The 20,780-nt window shown below is 35.9% G+C and carries 16 protein-coding genes; 9 read left to right on the top strand and 7 right to left on the bottom strand.

Features of this window, described 5'->3' with window-relative positions; all coding sequences use genetic code 11:
• Positions 1-314 precede the first annotated feature (314 nt).
• Together CG11_RS09955 and CG11_RS09950 are read right to left on the bottom strand one after the other, a co-directional pair.
• Positions 315-4,292: a T9SS type A sorting domain-containing protein gene (locus tag CG11_RS09955; protein WP_052595682.1), complete on the bottom strand. Its 3,978-nt coding sequence runs from the start codon at positions 4,290-4,292 to the stop codon at positions 315-317.
• Positions 4,293-4,482: 190 nt separating this feature from the next.
• Positions 4,483-5,514, bottom strand: coding sequence for an AraC family transcriptional regulator (locus tag CG11_RS09950; protein WP_052595680.1), 1,032 nt, complete (start codon positions 5,512-5,514; stop codon positions 4,483-4,485).
• A gap of 635 nt (positions 5,515-6,149) precedes the next feature.
• On the opposite strand from CG11_RS09950, the gene CG11_RS09945 reads away from it, so the two are divergent.
• Entirely contained in the window at positions 6,150-7,955 is a 1,806-nt protein-coding gene (locus CG11_RS09945; RefSeq protein WP_052595755.1) for an acyl-CoA dehydrogenase family protein, read from the top strand.
• Positions 7,956-8,363: 408 nt separating this feature from the next.
• Positions 8,364-8,879, top strand: coding sequence for a hypothetical protein (locus tag CG11_RS09940; RefSeq protein ID WP_052595678.1), 516 nt, complete (start codon positions 8,364-8,366; stop codon positions 8,877-8,879).
• A gap of 79 nt (positions 8,880-8,958) precedes the next feature.
• On the opposite strand, the gene CG11_RS09935 is transcribed toward CG11_RS09940, so the two are convergent.
• Positions 8,959-9,357 (bottom strand): hypothetical protein, encoded by a 399-nt coding sequence (locus tag CG11_RS09935; RefSeq protein WP_156039722.1) that lies wholly within the window; start codon positions 9,355-9,357, stop codon positions 8,959-8,961.
• Positions 9,358-9,629: 272 nt separating this feature from the next.
• Between CG11_RS09935 and dinB the strand changes: the two genes are divergently transcribed.
• A complete protein-coding gene (gene dinB / locus CG11_RS09930) occupies positions 9,630-10,724 on the top strand; it encodes a DNA polymerase IV (protein WP_072010991.1) in 1,095 nt (364 codons plus the stop codon).
• A 139-nt stretch (positions 10,725-10,863) separates the two neighbouring features.
• Here dinB and CG11_RS09925 read toward each other — a convergent pair whose 3' ends face one another.
• The gene (locus CG11_RS09925) at positions 10,864-13,536 is read right to left on the bottom strand and encodes a S8 family serine peptidase (protein ID WP_052595672.1); all 2,673 of its coding nucleotides are present in this window, start codon (positions 13,534-13,536) and stop codon (positions 10,864-10,866) included.
• A gap of 518 nt (positions 13,537-14,054) precedes the next feature.
• Positions 14,055-14,699, bottom strand: a complete 645-nt coding sequence (locus CG11_RS09920) for a DUF4294 domain-containing protein (RefSeq protein ID WP_052595670.1) — start codon at positions 14,697-14,699, stop codon at positions 14,055-14,057.
• A 307-nt stretch (positions 14,700-15,006) separates the two neighbouring features.
• On the opposite strand from CG11_RS09920, the gene rplM reads away from it, so the two are divergent.
• From rplM to frr, 6 genes are all read left to right on the top strand, one after another.
• Positions 15,007-15,453 carry a 50S ribosomal protein L13 gene (gene rplM / locus CG11_RS09915; RefSeq protein WP_052595668.1) on the top strand — a complete coding sequence of 149 codons (447 nt, stop codon included), beginning with the start codon at positions 15,007-15,009 and terminating at the stop codon, positions 15,451-15,453.
• Between the two features lie 13 nt (positions 15,454-15,466).
• A complete protein-coding gene (gene rpsI, locus CG11_RS09910) occupies positions 15,467-15,853 on the top strand; it encodes a 30S ribosomal protein S9 (RefSeq protein WP_052595666.1) in 387 nt (128 codons plus the stop codon).
• A 131-nt stretch (positions 15,854-15,984) separates the two neighbouring features.
• Positions 15,985-16,716: a 30S ribosomal protein S2 gene (gene rpsB / locus CG11_RS09905; RefSeq protein WP_052595664.1), complete on the top strand. Its 732-nt coding sequence runs from the start codon at positions 15,985-15,987 to the stop codon at positions 16,714-16,716.
• A 156-nt stretch (positions 16,717-16,872) separates the two neighbouring features.
• Positions 16,873-17,712: a translation elongation factor Ts gene (gene tsf, locus CG11_RS09900; RefSeq protein WP_052595662.1), complete on the top strand. Its 840-nt coding sequence runs from the start codon at positions 16,873-16,875 to the stop codon at positions 17,710-17,712.
• 577 nt (positions 17,713-18,289) lie between these two features.
• The gene (pyrH, locus tag CG11_RS09895; RefSeq protein WP_052595660.1) at positions 18,290-19,000 is read left to right on the top strand and encodes a UMP kinase; all 711 of its coding nucleotides are present in this window, start codon (positions 18,290-18,292) and stop codon (positions 18,998-19,000) included.
• Between the two features lie 135 nt (positions 19,001-19,135).
• On the top strand, positions 19,136-19,699 hold the full coding sequence (gene frr / locus CG11_RS09890; protein WP_052595658.1) for a ribosome recycling factor: 564 nt from the start codon (positions 19,136-19,138) through the stop codon (positions 19,697-19,699).
• Positions 19,700-19,764: 65 nt separating this feature from the next.
• On the opposite strand, the gene CG11_RS09885 is transcribed toward frr, so the two are convergent.
• Together CG11_RS09885 and CG11_RS09880 are read right to left on the bottom strand one after the other, a co-directional pair.
• Positions 19,765-20,148: a hypothetical protein gene (locus CG11_RS09885; RefSeq protein WP_052595656.1), complete on the bottom strand. Its 384-nt coding sequence runs from the start codon at positions 20,146-20,148 to the stop codon at positions 19,765-19,767.
• Between the two features lie 103 nt (positions 20,149-20,251).
• A complete protein-coding gene (locus CG11_RS09880; protein ID WP_052595655.1) occupies positions 20,252-20,722 on the bottom strand; it encodes a nuclear transport factor 2 family protein in 471 nt (156 codons plus the stop codon).
• Positions 20,723-20,780: the final 58 nt, after the last annotated feature.

Raw genomic sequence — 20,780 nt, 5'->3', positions numbered from 1 at the left:
TGTTTTTAAAGAACGGTTTGGAAAAATTAACTATATTTTTTTGTAAAAATTATAGTCATTTGATTTGTAATACCATTAAGCTACAAATAAAAGTTAGTAAAAAAAATAAATGATTGTTTTATTTATTTTAAGTATTATTATGTATAAAGTAAAGGCAATTGGGCTTGTGCTAAGCGTACAAAGGCGTTATTCGTTAAATGGTATGATATAGCAGCGTAGTTAAGTATTATAAATGGAATTTCTGATTCAAAAAAAGGCAAGTCCGTTTTAGAGACTTGCCTTGTAAAAGAGAACCGTTTTGTAACAATCAAATATTATTGAACTAAGAATTTTTGATGTTGTTGATGACCATTGTGGGTGATATGTAAAATATAAGCACCCTGAGGTAAATGCATAGGGCGAACGTCCAATGTAGTTATTGGAGTTGTTTTAGTAGCTATCTGCTGATGTATAACTTTGCCCGACACATCGGTTATGCTTAAGTGTATCTTACCCGTTTCAGGCGCTTCTATTTGTACTGTAAAATATCCTTTATTGGGATTAGGAAATAGTTTTAGATAAGAGGAGGTAGAAACGTTTAATTTGTCTACTTCAAGCAGTGATTGGTAGATAGATGAATTGGTCGGGTTGTTGGCGGTCGTTTGTTCTGACAAAGCAGTTTGTGTGTTCGTTATAATATTACTCGATGCTGGTTTATAAAATACAGGTTGACCATAGGCATCTCCTCCTCTAATGATATACCCCAAATTTAACGAACCATTGGTTGGATTGCTTAGATTAGAAGAAGGAGGGAGTTGAATGTTGTCTTTATAGTTTCCAACGACATAACTATTAAAGCCATCAGTTGCGACATCGTATACTTGAATGGGTTGATTGCTGTATGAATTATTGATCCAGTTAATTGAAGCCGTTGAAGTTAAATTCAAAGAGGCTAACCACATGGCAGCATGATTGTTAAGACCACCCGATACTTGGACTAAATTATTAGGATTCGAAACCTGTTTCATACCAATTGTTTGACCAACATACGTACCTGCTGCGTATAATTGCCCATTTCGTTCAGATAAAGCAATCGCTGCTGCTGTAGAAAAGACAGAGTTTTTGTCATCAATATAAAAAACATTGTTATTCGTCAAACTACTATTAAATTCGCATACAATAGCTGTTTGATATTTGGCAACTAAGTTATTGCCCCAATTCATAGGACCAGCCAAAGAACCTGCTACCCATATTGTATTGTTACTTGCAATCAAGATGTCATTTAATGTTATCTGTTCAGCGTTAGCATTGTTCCACGATAAAGCACCATTGTTATAATGGAATAAAACGCCTTCTTTTCCATTACTAATAATGGTAGTGCCATTAAAATTGGTACTAGTATTCAAATTAGCAGTAGCATAAATATCCGCACCATCAACAGCAATGCTACTCATTTCATTATTACCACTTGCGTTCGTTTCTCCAAAAACAACAGTAAGGTTATTATTAATTTGTTTTTTAACTTGAGCAAACCCACCAAAATTACCAGCAAAGTAATGCGTGTTGTTATCAATGTCTACGGCATTTACTTTATCTGTGTAAGGGATTGCGTATGTTATAGGAGCAGATAGAGCACCTGTTCCTTTTCGGATGCGGACACTAAATACATCGTTATTGCCAGTTGGTGCAAGCGTTATGTTAGAGCCATTGGATGATTGGACATCAAAATTTGCTGTTCCTTGATTTTCTAGTTGTCCGAAAACTCTTAAATGCTCTGTTCCATCAAACTCAATTTCCAATCCTTTGATATCAATTGTACTAGTACTGTTGGTATAATCTACCCATCTTAGTTGCCCGCAAGCATCGTGTTTGCTAACAAAGATTCCTTTTTGATTGCTGTTGTTGTTATTCGCTTGAAAAGACTGACCATCTATTTGAGAACTACCAATAAACTCTCCTAGAGCATAAACATTATTTTGTGCATCTGTAATAACTTTGATAATCTTGTCTTCTTGACTTACTGTATTTTGGGTGTTCTTGTGCCAATTAGAAGTATTGTTATCGTTGATACCATAATGTTTGACCACCTTACAACCGCTAAAGGGAGCTGTATTGTTTGTAATGGTAACATTATAATTACCACTAACTAGATTAACAATATTATTGTTATTACTTCCTGTACTCCAAGCATAACTATAGTTAGCACTAGTAGGAGCCGATAGGTGTATTGAACCTCCGTTAGTACCTAAGCAAGCACTGTGGGTTATTGAAGGATTAACGGAAATATCTCCAGTAGGATTTTGATAGTTTAAGGTAACCGTACCTGTTTTATGGCAGCCATTGGCATCGACAATAGTATAAGCATAGGTACCTGCTGATAAATTTGAAAGGTTAGCACCTGACATTCCATTATTCCAAGTAATACTTAATGGAGCAACGGCATTGCTAACAGACAAAGAAATGGTTCCATTCGATTGTCCATTGCAATAAGGATCTGTAGACGATGGAGTAACACTAATCGGAGCAGAAGGACCATTAACCTGAAAAGAAAAGGTTTTGATACAACCATTTTGGTCTTTGACTCGAATTTGATAAGGGCTTGCTTTGGGGTAAAGAAGTTGACCATAATTAGATGAAAAACCATTTCCAAAATCATAGGAGTAGGTTCCTGTTCCTCCTTGTACGTTGTTGACTTGTACGTAAACGCCTGTGCCATAACAAGAAAGGTTTTGAGGAGAAGGCAGACTTAGTGAGGCTGTGAGTGCTTGAGGTTGAGTAATGACAATACTTTTTGTTGAAACACAATTGTGCCCGTCCGTTAATGCTACTTGATGGGTTCCTGCAGCTAGTCCTGAAAAGCCTGGCGGAAGTGAATTACCATTAAGGGTATAATTGTAAGGAGGATAGCCTGTTGCTACGGGGAAGATTTCCCCATCGTTAGCACCATAACAACTTAGATGGTTGACATTTGTTGTAAATGTAGATGGATTATAATACGTAAAGGAAAAATCTTCGCTATCAGTACAGCCATTGGGGTCGGTATAAGTATAAGTGGCTACAAAATTAGCGGGAATAAAATTTAGAGTTGGATTGAATACCCCCGTACTAGAAATAGATCCTGTGTTGATCGACCAATTTCCTGTGCCTCCTGTTGGATTTGTGATGGCAGAGAAATGCACTAAGTTGTGAACATTGGCACAGTGTACGGCTGGATTCTGGCTAAGATCAATAGTGGGAAGAGGGTTGACATTCAGTTCCAAATCATTGGGTAAATTGACACAATAGTCACTAGATGTTATATTGTATAAGCCCGATTGAGTGGGAGTAATGGTGCTGCTAATGCCTGTTGGTAATGTCCCACTTGTTGATGTCCATTGAAAGTTGTTGGGTGGATCGGATAAGGTAATCGTAACAGGAGTTCCAATACAAATATCTTTTGGGGTATTGATAGAAATTGTAGGGTTTTTGGATTGGTGGTAATTGATGAAGAATACGTTACTATTAACACTTGTCCAATTATTCCCCTTTTTTACTCTTAAATTAATTCTATATAATTTGTCTTTTTGGATTAATCCATTGAAAAAGGTATTAAGGTTTATACTAGGAGATAAAATAGAACTAGACAGAATCCCTGATGTGTGTATTACTCCTAACGATTGACCATTAGAATTATATTCCTCTATATTAATCCTAAATTCTTTTGCACAAGAGGATGTAATATTGGTGAGAATTAAATCATGGTCACAAACAACATTAGTTGCAGAGAAAGATGCATTGCTATTCAATAGCTGTGTTCCTGCTTTTAATTTACAAGAAACTTGTAGTGGTTTCATAGTAACCTTAAGGATATAAGGGGCTGATTCTGTTTGGCTGTAAATAGTGCTAGTGTATCCGCCTCCCTTAACAGGAACAAAGTTCTTTTTAGTGACAAATAGTTTGAACTTTCTAGTACCAGAAGAAGTGCCACTAAAAACGCCATAGATTCCACCATAGGGGCTACCAGGGTTGACCTGTTTGGTATTTAATACAACCCCTGTACCTCCTACATTTTGTAATGTGGTCCATTGCCCAGATATTTCTTCTTTTAGGCTCAGGGTCACTTCATCATAGTCATCAGAATTAGCACTTGTATCTGCTTTTAGTACATCACTTCCAGAGTCCCATTCAAAATATAAAATATAGACTTGAGGGTCACAAAGGGTTTCGTTAAGTTGTGTGGTAGTTGATGGATGAGTATCCCACTCTAGTTTTATTTGGGCGATGGATAATTGACAACCAAATAAGAATAAAATAATCCAAAAATGTTTTTTCATAATAATAATAATAATGGGTTAAATAAAAATAATAAAGTGCCTCAACTACTTATTTATTAAGTAGTTGTTATGAAAAGGGAATGATTAAGAAAGGGAAAGTTAATAAGGCAAATTACGTCTATTTAGAGCATAAGTATCTACTATTTTTACAGAAAAATCTACTCAAAACGGAGCAACACCCTTACTAGCTTTATGGTTGCGTAGATGGATTATCTTTATAAACGGTTTGATTTTTTACAAATTCGGTTGGATATACGCCGTACTTTTTTAGAAATGCATTAGAAAAAGCATTGGGGTTGGAATAACCGATATCATAAGCTGTTTCTTTGACGCTATAGCCTTTTTTAGTCAATAATTCGACAGCTTTTTTCATACGGCAATCGATTAGGAAAGTATAAATTGGCATTTTAAATGCATTCTTAAATCCATTTTTTAATTTGAATTCACTTAAACCAACTTGTTGAGCAAGTGCTTTTACTTTGGGAGGATTCATTAAAGAGTTTTTGATAATATCGTGCGCCAATTGGATTTTTCTTATATCTTCTGCCTTTTCCTTTTTTTTGTCATAGACTAGTTCCGACAATTGGATGCCCATGATTTTTAGAGCAGTACTTTCTCTCAAAAAAGCAGCGTTATGGTTGGTGAAATTATCGTTGCGCAAATCCCAAAGATGCTGGCTAATTTCAGCTTTTGTAGCTCCTCCTATCCCGTAGTAAATGCTATCATCTTGTAGAGCCATTTGAAATTCATTAGGTAGAAAAGAGAATGATTTACCCATAAAATCAATAAAATGCTTGCTAAGGATAAACAGATTAATATTTACAAAAGGCTGATTTTTGGTAAAATGGATTTGCGAGCGTCCATAATTACTGACACAAATAATTCCTGTATCAGCTACCATGGGAAGTGTCATTTTTTTATCAACTAAATAACCATTTGCTTTTCCTGAAACATAAAAACTAAATCCTACCGTTGCCTTTTTTGCCGTAACATCAAGTATAGCGTCTTGAGTAGGATAAACTTCAAGTACTTGAAAGGTAAACCTATCGCTAATTTTTTTAGTCTCAATTTTGATATGTCCAAGTTGAGGCAAGTCAAAGTCAACTTTGTAAACAGAAGTGAAAAAGGAAGAAAATTTTTCCTGTTGAGTCAGAGGAAGGGCATTTTTGATAGCTTTTTCAAAAGTTGAAAAAGTAACCTGATTGTTTAAAGATGTATTCATATTATATAGAAGATAGTTAAAATATTTTGTTAAAGATATTTGGTTGCACAAACGAAACCTTATTATAAACGAACTTAAGGAGCAATATTAATGTATGAGAGCTATAATTATTTTTTAGCTATGTAGATATAAGATATATAAAATGTGTTTGTGGGATATTGATGGCGAAAACTTTTTGAGTACAAAAGTGTTTATCTTTTAGTTGTAACAACCAAAGGTTTTAAACCATCAATTGGAGGTTTTGATAGGTGAGACTTACTCTATTGTAATGAAGAGACTTAAACTGTAAAGTCAACGTGAGTTATGATCTAAATAAGAGAGAAAACCAAACATCCTTCTTTTGTTTATAGGAATTGTAAATTTTAATTTTTTTTCTTATCTTCGTATAAATAAATCGAAGAATATTTTGTCCTTTTTGGAGAAAGAGAGAGGTTTCGCGTCACTAGCGTTGCCTCTTTCTTTGCGTTTAGGATAAACTATTAAACTAATATTGGGTTTATAGTTTAGTCTTGATGGTGAAAATCTCTTGACCAATGGACCAATATTACCAAAAATCAACTAACAAAATAATGCAGAAACAATATGGTATAGGTACTGTATTGAATCAAGCAAGAAAATCATTAAATAATATAATTATGGCAGATGTAGTAGAAAATAAGACCACAGAAGTCTTAAAAGGAAGTGAGTTTATTATCAAAGACTCTTTACCTCAAGATACTTTTACCCCCGAAGATACGAATGAAGAACAGGATATGATTCGTGCAATGGTAAAGGACTTTGTTAATACAGAGATCGAACCCAATTACCAAGCACTAGAAAAGCAAGAAGAAGGTCTAGCAAAAGCGAAGTTAGCTGTTGCTGGAGAACTAGGATTGTTGGGACCTCATATCCCAGAAGAATACGGTGGAATGCCTATGGATACCAATACGAACACCATTATAGCAGAAGAGATTGGCTATGCAGGATGTTTCTCTGTTGCTGTTTCTGCTCATACTGGTATTGGAATGCTTCCTATCTTTTATTATGGATCGGAAGAACAAAAGAAAAAATATTTGCCAGGATTGTGTTCTGGAGAATTGGTTGCTTCTTACTGTTTAACTGAACCAGGCTCAGGATCAGATGCTTTGGCAGCAAAAACAAAGGCAATGCCAACAGAAGACGGGGAACACTACCTTATTTCTGGTCAAAAAATGTGGATCACGAATTCAGGATTTGCAGATGTCTTTATCGTTTTTGCTCAAGTAGACGGAGATAAATTTACAGGTTTCTTAGTAGAAGCAGGTGTAGAAGGAGTAAGCCTTGGTGCAGAAGAGGACAAATTGGGTATCAAAGGATCTTCAACTCGTCAAGTATTTTTTGAAAATGTAAAAGTACACAAATCAGCAGTTTTAGGCGAAATCGGAAAAGGGCACTTAATTGCATTTAATGTATTGAACATTGGTCGCTTTAAGTTAGGTGTAATGGCTTTGGGAGCTGCTAAACGCAATGTACGCGCTGGTATTGCTTATTCTAATGAGCGTCACCAATTCAAACAACCTATTTCTAGTTTTGGTGCTATTCAATATAAACTGGCAGAGCAAGCAGTTCAAATTTATGCTGTAGAATCGGCTTTGTATCGTACGTCAATGTTGTTGCAACAAAAAGCAGAAGCGTTGTATGATAATGGGAAAGGAATGTCTTATGCAGAAGCGAAGTTGCAAGCAGCTGAAGAATATGCTGTAGAGTGCGCTATGTTAAAAGTATTGGGATCAGAAATGTTGGACTATGTTGTCGATGAAACGGTTCAAATCCATGGAGGATATGGTTTCTCTGAAGAGTATGAAGCAGCACGCCATTATCGCGATGCTCGTATCAATCGTATCTTTGAAGGTACCAACGAAATCAACCGCTTATTGACTTTGGCAATGACCTTAAAGCGTGCGATGAAAGGACACATCGACTTGGTTGGTCCAGCATGGGCGGTACAAAAAGAATTGACATCTATGCCTAGTGCTTCTAAAACAGAAGGTGCATTTGGAGTGGAAATTGACACGGTCAAGAATATGAAAAAAATTCTATTGATTGTGGCTGGTGGTGCTGCCAAAGCTCAAATGGATGGTAATTTGGATTTGAAAATGGAACAACAAATTACAATGAATATTGCTGATGTAATGATGGATGTCTTTACAGCAGAATCTTTGTTGTTGAGAGTTCAAAAATTAGCTATGAAAGGGGGCGATGTGACCAATCCAACACATATCTTAGAGGTGTTCTTGTTTGATGCAATTGATCGAATTGCTAAAAATGCAAAAGACGCTCTCTGCTCATTTGCAGAAGGCGAACCATTGCGTATGATGTTGATGGGAATCAAACGTTATGCAAAATACAAAACAGTAAACGTTAGAGATGCTCGTAGAGCAATCGCTAAACCAATTATTGAGTCTAACGAATATTGTTACTAAAAATATGTAGACTCTACTTCTTGTTTGAAGTAAGACAGATAGCAATTTATTGCAAAGCCTATGGTATTCATTTACTGTAGGCTTTTTTTTTGAAAAAATTAAGCCTGTCTTTTCTGCGTAATCTGTAATTGTATAAAGCAGCCTGTTGTCTAAAAATAGAACGAAAAGCTGTCAGAAGATTTATTATGTGATAAGTGTTAACGAAAATTATGAAAAAAGTGCTTTGAGAGTTGTAAAAAATAGATTAATAAGAAGATCGTAATACTTTTTTGTATTGAAGTGAAACTATTATTTTGTTTTTTTAGTTAACTAAAACCTAAGGCGTTTTTTAAATGACGTTTTGTTTTCCTAGACCTACCCCAGACAAGCTATGTCTTTATTCGAAAAATCAACCACCAAAACCAAATTATGGAAGAGCCTGTCCTGGAGAAAAAAATTTCTTCAAAGCACCAGCGAAAAACCATTATAACCGATGACTTTTTATTAATTCGACTATTGATCTTAATAGCAGCTAGCTTTGCAATGTTAGGTTATGCGCACTTATTACCTACTTTGCTCAATGATTTGTTTTATAATTTAGAGGGATATGGAAAGTTGTTAGGGCGTTACTCATTTTTGTCCATGCTTTTTTTGCAAGTGGTATACATCTTTGGAGTTAAACCCGAAATATCGGGACGAGAAAAGGGACCCAAAGGCGATACTACTTATTTGTTTTGTTATATGTTGCTTACCTTATTGCCATTTGTCACAACCCTAATGTTTGGATTATTACAACCTTTTCTAATTTATCTAAATAGTTTTCTACCTACTTTAGTCGTCTTGTATCTGGTAACTATTTTACCTGCTTTAATACTCTTAGAGTTGTTGGTTCGATGGCGTTTTAAAGCTTATTGCGAGAGAATTTACAACCGTTGGAAACGATAAAGTATAGATAAAAATGCTTTATTCCAGTAGAAACAAAGCATTAATATTAAAAGAAATCAAGTAGGGAACAAGCTACAATCTAAAAAATAGTAACATGAGTTTCTGTGTCTGAACAGAATGTAATGACAATGTTAAAGGGACCAGAACTAGTGACACAAGCTGGATTCCAGCAAGTGTTTATCTGCCAACTCGCCGATCCCCCACCAAAAATACTAGCTCCAATTCTATAAGGACGATAAGGTCCTGTACAACCTGAGTCAGGGTCTGGAAATGTTAATGTTGTTGTTGTCCCATCAGGAACTGGATCCGTTGTGTTGACGGACGCTCCAATACTAGGTGGACATACATTGGGAGATTCACAGGTCAGTTGCGCTCCAACGGTAAGCGGGAAACCTGTTGAGTTCGTGACAACTAATGTCTGTCCATAAGAGAAACTCATTAGGAAAAAGAAAACACTGCATAAAAATAAGTTTTTCATAGTTGTATAAATTTAGGTGATGAATGAATTTAAATATTAGTATTACTCTAATATAACTTATTAAATCTTTTTGTGAAGAAAAAATCCATATTCGTCAAGAGAAAAGCAATATTGGTATCACATGAACTCATATTCGTCGTTTTGGCAATGCTATAATGTATTTTATTTTAGCAGGAAGTGTTGTTATTTAAGAATATGATTCTAATTATTCCTAATAAATCATAGTATATTCGTAGTAAAATTACAGGCATTTTAAGTTTTTACAATTGGGAATAGAAGCTGATTATACTAGACGAATTATACACATTGATATGGATGCATTTTATGCTTCCATAGAGCAGCGAGACCATCCAGAACTGAAAGGAAAAGCTATAGCTGTAGGAGGAGGAGGTTCTAGAGGAGTGGTGGCAACGGCTAGTTATGAGGCTCGTAAATATGGGGTGCACTCTGCAATGTCTAGCTTTAGAGCCAAGCAATTATGTCCTCAACTAATTTTTGTCCCTGCTCGATTTGATGTGTATCGGCAAGTTTCGCAACAGATTCGTACAATTTTTGAATCGTATACAGATTCGATAGAGCCTCTTTCGTTGGATGAGGCTTATTTGGATGTAACAACCAATAAAAAAAATATTGCCTTGGCAACAGATGTAGCCACTAGCATCATGCAAGACATTTGGGAAGCTACACAATTGACCTGTTCTGCGGGTGTTTCCTACTGTAAATTTATTGCTAAAATTGCTTCAGATTTAAAGAAACCCAATGGCATTACGGTTATTCGTCCTCATCAAGCTATTCCCTTTTTGGAGCAATTGCCCGTAAAAAAATTCCATGGAGTCGGAAAGGTAACGGCTGAAAAAATGCGTAGCCTTGGTCTTCAAACGGGAGGAGATCTTAAAAAATTGACCAAACTAGAGTTGGCGCAATATTTTGGTAAGGTCGGGCGATTTTATTATAACATTGTCCGAGGAATTGACAACCGACCAGTTAATTCCAATCGCATTCGAAAATCGTTGGCTGTAGAACGAACCTTTAGAGAAGATTTATCAACATTTGAAGATATTGTAATAGCCTTAGAGCCAATTATCTTACAGTTTTTTGAACGGCTGACCAAAGCCAATAATTTTGGTAGAACGATTACACTAAAGTTAAAAACAAGTGATTTTCAACTCATGACTCGCTCTTTGTCGAAGGAGTACTATATTACTTCTTTGGATGAAATTCGGAAGTTTGCCCACGAGTTATTACGAGATAACATAGATAGCTTTGAAAAAATAAGACTAATAGGTCTAACTGCATCTAATTTGCAAAAACAAGGAGATATTCCTGGTATAGGTTATCAACTTAAATTTGATTTTGATGATTTTTGATTGATGGTATAGTTTAGTAGCAGCGCAGCTAACTGTTGATAGTTAGTAGTTAGCTTTTGTGGTTTCAACCTAATCGTAACAGTAGGATAAAAAAAGCCAGCTTTCGCATGAAAACTGGCTAAGAGAAGCAAGTGCTACTTTATAATTTAACAATTCGCTTAGTGACCTGTCCGTCTTGTGTTTTGACTTGTAGAAAATAGACCCCTGTTGGCATATTGGGAGCTAACTCGATTGAATGAACCCCTGTTGTTTGATTTTTTAAAATATTATGGTAGACCAATTGTCCTGTTGCCGATAGAATTGACAAATGAACATCTGTATCTTGGTTTAAATCTAGCGTTAATGTAATCTTTTCAGAAAAAGGATTAGGGGCAATGGTGCAAGTGCTAAGGCTACTAGGAAGTTGTTGGATGGCTGTTCCTGGAATTATTTGCACACAATAATCTTCAATTTCTCCTAAATCGGTTACTCCACAGACCAATGGAGGGTTGTTCCAGCGAATCCCAACACGCATTCGAGTAACACCCAACAAAGCAGTTGGAGGGACAATGATAGAACCGTAGATTGTAGACATATTAACAGGCATAACAGCACTATAAATTTCTTCTCCTGGATCCCAAAAATCACCATCTTGGTTTAAATCCAACCAAATTTTTACATGCTCTGTAAAGCTCTTACCTTGACTAATCGCTATGTTGTGAAAGTCTCCTTTGCCTAGGAAAATATCAATATTGCTATATAAAAAATAGCCATTATTATTGCCAGAAGCATAGGTGAAATTATCAACCCTAAAGGTATCTATCCAGTCATCGGTCGTATTGTTGCCATTGGCAGCACAGTAATTGATTGTACTGCAAGATGCACAGCCCAATGTTACAAAGTGGATGGTATCCGAATAATTGGTTCTAGCACCATTATTACAAATCGTTTGAATACGCAAATCATAATAACTACAGGCATTTAGACCAGATAACCAGTAGCTGTTGTTACTTGTACTAGGCAGTTGTTGCCATGTTGTGGTATTAATTTCTTTGTATTCAACTAGATAACTATTGGCAGCTAGCACACTAGACCACTCCACATATACCGAATCAGGACTAACTGAAGTATGGGTGATATTTCTAGGAGCTTCACAGCAACCATCTGTTTTGAAGCTAAAAAAGTTTTTTTCACCTGTTGAGCCATTACAAAAAGAGACAATCTCTACATCGTAATTGGTACAGGCTGTGAGATTGTTCAATGTAAAATTGGATTGCCCTATAGGAATAAGGTTGTACGAAGACCATGCCCCACCTTGTGCTTTGTAGCGATATTGAGCTTGATTAACGGTAGGAGTAAAGGTGAAATTGATTTGGGCTTGTGTATCAATAACAGCACTAGAGTGAATGGCGTAAACAGAGAAACAGGTATTGGTAGGACAGTCATTCACACATAAGTTTAAACTATTATTTAAGTTTAAGTAGCCTTCTGAAACACTGCGTCCTGCCAAATCTGTAATGGGGACTACTCCGCTCATCAAGTATGTTTTCATTTTGAGTGCCGCACTGTCTGGATGCGCTAAAGAGTAAGACATAAAATTACTACAAGCTCCAGCATACATCAATGCAACAGCTCCTGCTACATGAGGACAGGCAGCGGAAGTTCCCCCAAAGGTGCCAAAACCAGATGGCGCCTTGGTGGTGTAGACACCAGCACCAAAAGCACCTAAATCGATACTAATATTGCCATATGCCGCACCAAAGTCTTTTTGACCTAATTTATTAATATTGGTAACTGCTACTAAATAATCGCTAGGGCAAGCTGTTGGAAGATCACCAACCACTTCTATATCTACATTAGCATTGGCGGTAGAAGCAATGTTTAGTATTCCATAGGAGCCTAAGGTATCAAAAAAAGAACACCAAAGAGGTGCATTGGCGGGTTGTCCATTATCTAAACCCCAAGAAGCATTGGTAGCAACTACATAAGCTCCACGCGCTCCATTGGTTTGATTATAAATTTTTCGTTGTGTGAGTACATATCCATAAGAAGACAGAACATGGGCTTCATTGGTGTTAAAATCATTTTTTATAATCATCATTTTTACATTCCAATTTACCCCAGCAACTCCATTGTTATTATCACCTTTTGCACCAATAATGCCTGCTACTGATGTTCCATGTGAACCTCCAGCAATTAAATCTGTATTGCTAGTGGGGTTCCAACCTTTGTAGTCGTCTTTATAGCCATTTCCGTCATCATCTACATTGTTATTAGGGATTTCAGCATGGTTGAGCCAGATATTGTTGCCAAAATCGGTTTGAGATGGACTTATTCCATTGTCTAAAATGGCGACAACAATGGTATCGTTGTTCGCTGTCAGTCCTCCTGTGGTAATATCCCAAGCTAATTCAGCATCTAAGTCAACACCTGCTGTGCCTCCACCTGCTCCAGTATTGATGTATTGCCATTGATTGTTAAATAAAGGATCATTAGGAGTCGTTGCCATTGGGCTAGGCGATCGAAGGTTTACTTTGTGGTTGTACTGAGCAACCTGTACCATAGACAAGTCTTGCAAAATATGTAAAAGTTTTTCTTGCAAATTGGGTTGGTTGTGCTCTAATAGCCAAATGTCCATGTTAGGAATGAGTTGTTGTGGCTTTTGCCACTCTATAGAACGGTTGTAATCAACTAATCGAGCCATTAGTTCTTTGATATTATGCTGAGCCTTGATCTGAATCAAAAACTGATTGGGAACATACTGTTCGTTTTGGGCAAGACTGAAGGTGCTAAGAAAAATGCTGATTGTGATCGAAAAAATAATCCCTTTCATACTGTTTTATTATGTCTGTGATGTGGGGAGCGATTAAGTTATTTTTGAATGAATATTAAATTAAAGGGGATTTTAGAGTGTTGATATTGTAAGGTTACAAAGTTACTTGATTTTTACATCTAAAAAATAGAGGGCTAAGGTATACTCGTTTGGGAGTGTGGTTGTGTCTAATTATTCATTATTAAGAGGACAAAAAAATAAAGATATGGCTAAAAAATAACAATGTCCATTGTTAATACCGAATAAAAAACTTTGCCCCCTACCTTTGAGTTGCAATTTTTTGCCTATTTAAAGTTTTTTGTTCAAAACAATCCCTTAGTAGATTGTAAATCTACTTTTAGAAATAAAGTAATGACTACCAATTATTAAATATAGTATTATAACGATACAAGAAGTTGAATTATAGACAAGAATAGTAAAAAACAAAACCTACAAGTTTTTAGGTTTGTAGGTTTTGTTTAGCAATAACAGAGGTGAACTCTGTGCCCAATTTATTTCTGATAAGATTCGCTTTGGTTTTATTCTTTCACTTTTTCAGTTCCATAGGTAATGTTAAGATCGGCTAAAATAGATTCTAGTAGCTCGTCATCCTTGGGATCATATCCTGTTTTTAGATTATAACCATACCATCTACCTAATGTTTGCCATTGCATGGCTTTCCAACGACCTTCTAATTGAACAACAACATCAAAGAAAGGTTTTTTTAATTCCCGCTCAACCATTTTGATAAGAATATACCCTTGCGATTTGGTTAACTTTTTTAGCTCTTCGGTATATTGTGGTTTTAATTCTTTTTCTTTCTTGCGACCATATTTTCGTTTTTTACCTTTTTTCATGTCTTTAGTAGCTTCTTCTACTTCCCTATAAAGCCGAATAGCTTCAGCGGCATAGGGATATACTTTGGCAGCATATTTTCTCCATTGTTTGTAGCGTCTACGTTCTTCTCTGTTAGCAAAATTTCGTTTTTGAGTTACTTGTATGCCCTCCATATCTGCCACAGGAAGGGTATCGCCATCTATAATTAATATCTTGACAATATGACCATTGATGGTTGTAGTGCCGTAGTATTCTCCATGTCGAATTGCTGTCGAATTTCCTTGTGCGAATAAGTTGCCAACAGAATAGAGCAGGAGGGAGGTTATGATTATTTTGATTGTTGTCATATATATAATTGAATATTTAGAGTTAATAGACGACTATTGATCTGATACCATTAAGGTAGTCAATAACTATACTAAATTGTTAAAAAGTACCTTTGAAAAAGCTAAAATAACGCATTTTTAACAGGTGTTTTAAAAAGCTGTGCGATTTTTTTACTGTTTTTCAGTGGTTTATAAAATGAATTTCAAAAAAAAAGGAAAAAAAACTTCTTTTTTAAAAAAGCTCGTTGTACTTTTGCATTCGCTTTGAGCTATGTATATCTAGCTCATTTTAAAGAGACAATTTTTTAATAATTAAAAGAATATAATTGTGGATACATTGAGCTATAAAACTCAATCGGCTAAGAAGGAGACTGTTTCTCGTACTTGGTTGGTCATAGATGCAGAAGGACAGCCATTGGGCCGTATGGCATCTAAAATAGCTGCAGTTTTGCGTGGAAAGCACAAAGCTAGCTATACCCCGCATGTAGATTGTGGTGATTATGTGATTGTAATTAATGCTGAAAAAGTATTGCTTACAGGTAAAAAATTAACACAAAAAGTACACTATACGCATTCAGGGTACCCAGGTGGGCAAAAACAAAGAACACCTGCACAAATCTTAGCAAAATACCCAAATCGTTTGATCGAGATTGCTGTAAAAGGAATGTTGCCTAAAACAAAATTGGGGAATGCTATGTACAAAAAACTATTTGTTTACGAGGGGTCAGAGCATCCACACAACGCTCAAAAGCCGTCTAAACTAGAGCTAAAATAAAAGAAGTATCATTATGGAAATTATAAATGGACTAGGGAGAAGAAAAGCTGCTGTTGCTCGTGTTTACTTAAAGCAAGGTAGTGGTAATGTTGTTGTGAATGGCAAAGATTACAAAGAGTACTTCCCTGTAGAACATGTTCAAGGAAAAATTTTGGAGCCATTGACATTGGTTGATGTCTTGAGTATTTATGATTTAAAAGTTAACGTTAGAGGTGGTGGTATCAAAGGACAAGCAGAAGCGGTTCGTTTGGGTATTGCTCGTGCATTGTGCAAAATCAACGAAGAATTTCGTGAGCCTCTTAAAGCTGCTAAGTTACTATCTCGTGATTCTCGCGTTGTTGAGCGTAAGAAATACGGTAAACCTAAAGCACGTAAAAGCTTTCAATTTAGCAAGCGTTAATTTTTTGTCTATCTATTTCAGGTTGGGCAACTTGTTGGCTTTTTTTCAAAAGCAATTCGACAAAAAGCCTTTCCTATATTTAACATTAACCTTAGACTTCTATAAATAGTCTAATCAAAGAATAATATAATATGCAAACTCCATCTCATAAAGAACTATTGGATGCAGGATGCCACTTTGGTCACATGAAAAGAAAGTGGAATCCAAAGATGAGTCCTTATATCTTCATGGAACGCAAAGGGATCCATGTTATCGACCTAAATCGTACGATCGAAGGTTTAGAAACAGCAGCAAAAGCGTTGCGCCAAATGGCTAAGTCTGGCAAAAAAATTATGTTTGTTGGTACTAAAAAGCAAGCTCGTGAAATTATCTCTGAAGCAGCACAAAGTGTAGGAATGCCTTACGTGACAGATCGTTGGTTGGGAGGAATGATGACAAACTTCTCTACGATTCGTCAGTCTATTCGCAAGATGCAAAAAATCCAAACCATGTTGAACGATGGTTCTTTGGATAATATTACTAAGAAAGAGCGTCTAACCATGACGCGCACTCATACTAAATTGGAGCGTGTTTTTGGTGGTATGGCTCAATTGAACCGTTTGCCAAATGCTTTGTTGATTTTGGATATCAATCACGAACACTTGGCTGTAGCTGAAGCTACTCGTTTGGGAATCAAAACAGTTGGTGTTGTAGATACAAACTCTGATCCAACTAAAGTAGATTTTGCAATTCCTGCTAACGATGATGCTTCTAAGTCTATCAAAATCATTACAGATTATTTGGTAGCTGCTATCAAAGAAGGCTTGGCTGAAAGAAGTCAAGGAAAAGACGAAAAAGCAAAAACAGAAGAAACATCTGCATAATTAATTGTAGATTGACTTGTAAAACGCTTTGACGTTAAACAATTTTCTAAATAATTTGATTTTACTTCATGGCTCTTTTGGTAATTTTACAAGTGTATGGATTGCCAAAAAATCCATGAAGTATTTATTTGATATATATTAAATCTTAATAAAATCATGGCTACTATTAAAATTACTGCCAAAGATGTAAAAGCCTTGCGTGACCAAACTGGTGCAGGGATGATGGATTGCAAAAAAGCACTTGTTGAAGCAAACGGTGATATGGAAGAAGCAATCGCATACCTTCGTAAAAAAGGTCAAAAAATGACTGAGAAGCGTGCTGATCGCGATGCTAAAGAAGGTGTTGTTGTTGCTGCTACTTCTGAGGATAACTCTAAAGGAATTATCGTTCGTATCGGTTGTGAAACTGATTTCGTTGCTAAAAACGATGATTTTGTTGCTTTTGCTAAATCTGTTGCTGACAAAGCATTGGCAGAATTTGTTGCTACAAAAGAAGATTTGTTGGCTGTAACTATGGATGGTCAAACAATTGCTGATAAATTAGTTGAAAGAACTGGTGTTATTGGTGAAAAAATTGAATTGGCTGCTTACGAAAGACTAGAAGCTACTCAAGTAGTTCCTTATATTCATATGGGACACAAAGCAGGTGTTATTGTTGGTTTCAACAAAGCAAACGATTCTCTAGAAGAAGCAGGAAGAAACGTAGCAATGCAAATTGCAGCAATGCATCCTATCGCTGTTGACAAAGATGGTGTTGATGCTTCTGTAGTTGAGAAAGAAATCGAAATTGGAAAAGAGCAAGCTCGCCAAGAGGGTAAACCAGAGGCAATGCTTGAAAAAATTGCTCAAGGTAAACTAGGGAAATTCTACAAAGAAAAAACCTTGTTGAACCAAGAATACGTAAAAGCTGAAAAGAAAGAGACTGTTAAACAATATATTCAGTCTATCGATAAAGAACTTACTGTTACTGATTTCAAACATGTAACTTTAGGTTAAGATTTATTTTAAGCGTTTCATTTTATATGAAACGCTTTTTTTTTAATAGTTTGTTATATCAATAGTTAGCTGCGCTACTACTACGTGGTCGTTGAAAAACTTTATTAGTTTACTTCGTGAGTGCTGTGCAGTTGATAATCAATAAGTTGTGAGTTTGCTGTGTTTTGTATTAAAATTCTGATTATCAGATTAATATAAATGTGCTTTTTTGTCTTTTGGGTAACTAAGCTTGCGATCTCATGAGCGCAGCGAGCTAAAGAAGTAAAAAACTAAGCTTGCCGAGTAGGCTTGTGCTAGTAGCACAAAAGCCCAAGGTCATGAGCGTAGCGAACTACCACACAGTAGCAGCGCAGCTAATCAACGAACTACATTATATTCTATATAAAGTAAACCTGAAAATCAGCTTTTTTGATTCTTTTTGAAAAAGTATAGATTGATTAGAAACTATTAACGAATATTTTTTCGTGTTTTTTGTATCGCAGAATTTTCCTTGACAATCGAAACATTCTAATTGTCAAACAGGAAATCAAATCGTGCAAAACCAAAACACAAAACTGTTTTATCAAATAAAAAATTCATGGCTATCCGTTACAAAAGAGTTTTATTAAAATTGAGTGGAGAATCGCTTATGGGCGAGGACGAGTATGGAATCAATCCTGATATGTTACAGCATTATGCTGAAGAAATAACAAGTATCGTTAAACAAGGTGTTGAATTGGCCATTGTTATCGGTGGTGGTAATATTTTTAGAGGTTTACAAGCTTCTAAGTCCAATATTAGTCGCGTACAAGGAGATTATATGGGAATGTTAGCAACGGTTATCAATGGACTAGCTTTGCAGAGTGCTTTAGAGAAAAATGGTATTTTTACTCGATTAATGACGGCTATTGCAATGGATCAAATTGCAGAACCTTATATCCGTAGACGTGCTATTTCGCACTTGGAAAAAGGAAGGGTCATTATTTTCTCGGCAGGGACTGGAAATCCATATTTTACAACGGATTCTGCTGCTGCACTTAGAGCAAGTGAAATTAATGCGGATGTTATTTTAAAGGGAACCCGTGTGGATGGAGTCTATACTGCTGACCCAGAAAAAGATCCATTGGCTACCAAATATGATAACGTATCTTTTGCTGAAGTTATCAAGTCCAAGTTAAACATTATGGATATGACGGCGTTTACAATGTGTGCAGAGAACGATATGCCAATCATTGTATTCAATATTGGAAAGCCTAAGAACCTATCTAGAATTGTTCAAGGTGAATTAGTTGGAACATTGGTGGAATAATTACTTTTTTTGAATTTTATAATAATTCTTATTAGAATTCTTGTTTGTTTAACTAGAAAGTCTTAAAATACTGCGTTTATTAACTACAAGTCCTGTTCTTGGAGAACAACAAAAGCTTATAAATATTACAAAATTATGGAAGAAGACTTACAATTTTACATTGAGGCAACAGAAGACAGCATGAAAGATTCTATTGAACATTTCAAAAAAGAGGCTTCTAGGATTCGTTCAGGAAAAGCAACACCTGCTATGTTTGATGGTGTCAAAGTAGATTATTATGGTTCTCAAACGCCAATTGCACAAGTTGCTAATGTAAAAGCACAAGATGGTCGTACTTTAGTTATTGCTCCGTGGGAAAAAGGAATGTTGCAATCTATTGAGCAAGCTATTTTTCAAGCTAATATGGGCGTTACGCCTCAGAATGATGGCGAAATAATTCGAATTGTTTTACCGATGTTGACAGAGGAAAGACGAAAAGAATTGATTAAGCAAGCACATACCTTAGTTGAAAATGCAAAAGTTAGTATCCGTAATGCTAGACGTGATGCAATGAACGAAATTAAGAAAGCAGTCAAAGAAGGGTATCCTGAAGATGCAGGAAAAACGAAAGAAGCTGTTGTTCAAGCTCTAACGGATAAGTATAGCAATGTCGTAGATGAGTTGATGAAAAGCAAAGAAAAAGATATTCTTACGATATAAGAATTGGAATAGAATAATAATAAAAAGTGCTTTGATCTTGTGTTCAAAGCACTTTTTGTTTGAAATTACCCATTTTGAGATAGATTTGCCTTATTTAGGGTCAATAGTGTCCAGCTAGCTGCTAAAGCATCAACCAAAGCAAATAGGAGAATGCTAATTTCTACCTGTTGTAATGCCCATAGTCCAACCATAAACGCAGCAGCTATATATCGAAGCATGGCTGTTGTCTTATAGAGAATATGGATTTTATGTTTGCTGATTAGATAATAATAGACACCCAAAAGTAAAGCCAATAGACCAACCAAACGCGCCGTCCAAAGTTCTTGACCATAGCTAATGTGAAACAAATCAAAAAGCAAATTAGGAATTAATATTAATCCCAATCCTGGAATAAAAATCATATATATTCCAAATACAAGGATACTAGTTTCGGTTGTTTTGAAATTCATAAGGAGTTGTTTTGCAAAGTCTAAAGATGTAAAAATAGACTTGTTTCAGTAAAGAAAAAACTATGGGGTTTCCCATTGGTACGCCTTTCATTCTAAAAAAAAACTACAATGTTTGCCCTTGTTGTTGCTTAAACTTAGACAGAGACTTTTGGGTTTGTTCTTGTAGTTTTTTCTGAAAAAAGGCAGTTCCTCCTAGCAAAAAACCTTTGAAACCTAGTGCTTGTTTAGCCCAGTTCCGCAAATTAAAATCATCGGTATGTTTAATGATTTTTCCATCCTTGAATTCAAATTTTGCATCAATGATATTGTGGACGTTTCTTCCTGTTTGAGAAAACGTATACCACGCCTCCCAGTGAGCAGTGCCTTTGTTGTTGTCTGCTTGCACGTTAGAATACTCTATTTTTAAATCTCTAGCATTCTGACAAAGCATGGTCCACATGGCTTTGGCATCACTGCCTTTGAGTACCCCGAATGCAGGGTCACAAAATATAATATCATCGTGATAACAGGCAATCATTCCTTGAGCATCTGCCTTCTGAAATGCATCGTAAAATCTATGTATAATCGTTTGCATAATTGTGATAATTGGGGTGATAAAACGAAAAAAAATAGTAACAACACAGCTACGTATT

It is taken from the genome of Aureispira sp. CCB-QB1 (assembly GCF_000724545.1).
Taxonomy (GTDB): domain Bacteria; phylum Bacteroidota; class Bacteroidia; order Chitinophagales; family Saprospiraceae; genus Aureispira.
Note: the sequence above shows the minus strand (reverse complement) of the source record. Positions and strands in the feature narration are given on the sequence as shown.